We start from the raw sequence: 3,019 nt of genomic DNA, 5'->3' as shown, positions 1-3,019 counted from the left end.
AATCGTGAATGCCGAACCCGGTGGTCGGATTCAAGGGTACCGCAAAGTATCTCAACCCACGCTAACAATCTTTTTACCGAAGGAAAATCCGACGGGTACGGGCGTCGTCATCTATCCCGGTGGCGGTTATGTTTCAGAGAGTTATAATGGCGAAGGGATAAAAATTGCCGAAACCTTCGTGAAGCATGGTATAGCCGCCTTCGTTGTGAAGTATCGCCTGCCCAGCGATTCGATCATGGTCGATAAAAGTATTGGGCCCTTGCAGGACGCTCAGCAAGCCATTCGGCTGGTACGCGAACGGGCTAAGGAATGGCAACTGCAATCCGATCGTATAGGCATTATGGGTTTCTCGGCGGGTGGCCACCTGGCTTCTACAGCAGGAACCAAATTTAATACGCCCGTGATTGAGAACCCCAGTCGTGTTAGTCTGCGGCCCGATTTCATGATTCTGATTTATCCCGTTATTTCGATGAGTGAAACGCTGGCTCACAAAGGATCACGTACGAGCTTATTGGGCGAAAAGCCGAGCCAGGAACTCATCGAGCGATTTTCTAACGAACGGCACGTGACGGATCAGACCCCACCAACGTACCTGACGCATACGGGTGACGACAAAGTGGTGGATGTAGACAATAGTATCGTTTTTTACGAAGCCTTACGCCATCATCGCGTCCCCGCTGAGATGCACCTGTATCCGACAGGAAATCACGGTTTTGTCCTCAGATTACCTACGGAAGAGTGGATGCAACCGCTCTTTAGTTGGATGAAAAAAAATGGTTGGGTTCAGTAAACGCTTACTCCATATTTAAACCATCACCGCGATGAAAATCAAAGCAATCATTACCGGAGCTACGGGTATGGTAGGCGAAGGGGTACTGTTCGAATGCCTGAAGCATCCCGACGTTGAGCAGGTGCTGGTGATCAACCGGAAGCCGGGGGGACTTTCCCATCCCAAACTGAAAGAAATCATCCACAAGGATTTCTTTAATCTGGAACCCATCGCCTCCCAGTTGGTCGGTTATAATGCCTGTTATTTCTGTCTGGGCGTATCGTCGGTGGGTATGAGTCAGGAAGAGTACAAGCGAATTACCTACGATCTTACGCTCCACTTCGGCCAGACAGTCGCCCAACACAATGCGGATCTGACCTTCTGTTACGTGACCGGAGCGGGGACGAATGAGCAAGGCCGCATGGCCTGGGCCCGAGTGAAGGGAGCCACCGAAAGTGCCTTAATGCGGTTATTTCCGAAAGCGTATATGTTTCGTCCGGGTTTTATGAAAGCGGTGCCCGGCCAGAAAAATATAAAGAGTTTTTATAAATGGATTGCCTGGATATACCCACTGGGGCGAGCCCTGTTTCCCGGAGGCTTCTGTACGCTGGAAGAAGTAGGGCAGGCCATGATTCACGCCGCTCAAAAAGGTTATCCCAAGGCAGTACTGGAAGTGAAAGACATCGTAACACTGGCACGAATGTAAGTAGGCATGGGAAAAGCTGAAACGTATAAAAACAAACGGCTGGCTAGTAGTTATTATAGGGTGGAGGAAGTATTGCTCTTTGAAAGTTCCGTTATTCACCTAGACTGGTATTTGGTCCCGTAGGTACGGCTGTTCGGTAGCATGTGAGCCCCTCCACGACTAACAACAGCCCGCTTCAGGCCAACGCATTGCGGCTGCCGTAGGTCGTTCCGTTGCTCATATGCGGGATGGGTTTTCTTCTTCAAGTAATATTTGTTAGCTAATCATTATTAATGGTGATTGTCAAAAACAGTCGAATAACTTCATGGACGATATAAATCCAGACCCCGTCCTATCGCGAAAAGCCGCCTAACTCTTCGACAATGCGGTGGGATTGAGCGGCGGGCGTGCCGGTATGGGATGCCCCGCATGCGATGCCCGGCATGGAATGCATACGGACTAAATAACCAGCCGTGCCTGCGGGACGAAGACGGATCTATCTAAAACAGAACTTTCATTCTATAAAACAAATCATCGATTTTAAATTTTCTTCTAAATAGTATACTAATTATATAGAGTAAATATATATTTGATGCGGATTTGTATCTATCCGCTGTACAAGTTCTTTTGGTCTACTTGTACCTATCCCGTCTGATTCCCTATGAAACGCTCTTTATTTGCTCTGTGTCTACTGTCTCTACCAGCCTTCAGCCAACGGGTGTACCACGACGACCATCATCACGATCCCGAAGGTCGAACGATGAATCACGATCACCTAGTTCATATTCAGGAGTACCGAAAAGAGACAGTATACATTCATAACCTGCCCGCTCCAGAAATCATGACGGGTATTGGTACTTCTAACCTGAGCATTCAAACCAGAAATCCGCTGGCCCAACGGTATTTTAGCCAGGGCGTTGCTCTGCTACACAGCTTTTGGGATTTTGAAGCGTACCGGGCCTTTAAAGAAGCTTCCCGTCAGGACTCCACCGCTATTATGCCGTACTGGGGTATTTACAGTGCCATTGGTTCGATGGAAGGGGATGATTTTGCTACCGACCGTATCCGGGCGGTGACCAAACTGAAAGAACTGAAAGACAAGGCAAATCCGCACGAAAAACGCTACGCGGAGGCCGTCCTGGCCCGCGATGTGCCGGGAGCCAGCGGGAAAAAAGAATACGAACGAATCCTGGAGTTACTCGTTCATGAATACCCGGAAGATGTAGACGCAAAACTCTTTTTAGCCCTGAGCAAAATGAGCGGCTACGATTTGAAACTCAATCCGCGGGAGGGCACGATGTACGCCGAATACCTGCTCCGGGATGTCCTTAAATCCCACCCTGATAATGCCGGAGCCCATCATTACTGGATTCACCTCAAAGAAAATTGTTGCCCGGCCGAAGCCCTCGAAAGCTGCGAAGTACTGCCCAAACTAGGACCCGCCTCGAGTCACCTGGTACACATGCCGGGCCACGTGTACTACAAGCTGGGGGAGTATCAGAAAGCCTTCGATACGTTTAAAGCTTCCGTTGCCGTCGATTCCGTTTACATGAAAAAACAGGGTA

The 3,019-nt window shown here is 49.3% G+C and carries 3 protein-coding genes; all 3 read left to right on the top strand.

The annotated features are described in order from the left end of the window. Positions 1-790 (top strand): alpha/beta hydrolase (locus tag ACOJTG_RS08055; RefSeq protein ID WP_420153338.1); only part of this gene is annotated, 790 nt, incomplete at its 5' end. 31 nt (positions 791-821) lie between these two features. After that, the gene (locus ACOJTG_RS08050; RefSeq protein ID WP_420153337.1) at positions 822-1,475 is read left to right on the top strand and encodes an epimerase; all 654 of its coding nucleotides are present in this window, start codon (positions 822-824) and stop codon (positions 1,473-1,475) included. A gap of 640 nt (positions 1,476-2,115) precedes the next feature. After that, on the top strand, positions 2,116-3,019 hold a 904-nt coding region (locus ACOJTG_RS08045; RefSeq protein WP_420153336.1), incomplete at its 3' end, for a tetratricopeptide repeat protein.

The sequence above is a fragment of the Siphonobacter sp. genome (genome assembly GCF_048595215.1).
In the GTDB taxonomy this organism is placed as follows: Bacteria; Bacteroidota; Bacteroidia; order Cytophagales; family Spirosomataceae; genus Siphonobacter.
This window is presented reverse-complemented; position numbering and strand designations above follow the sequence as displayed.

Bases quoted from the DNA above. Each gene is read 5' to 3' on its own strand.
- ACOJTG_RS08050 (WP_420153337.1), top strand. From the start codon at position 822: ATGAAAATCAAAGCAATCATTACCGGAGCTACGGGTATGGTAGGCGAA.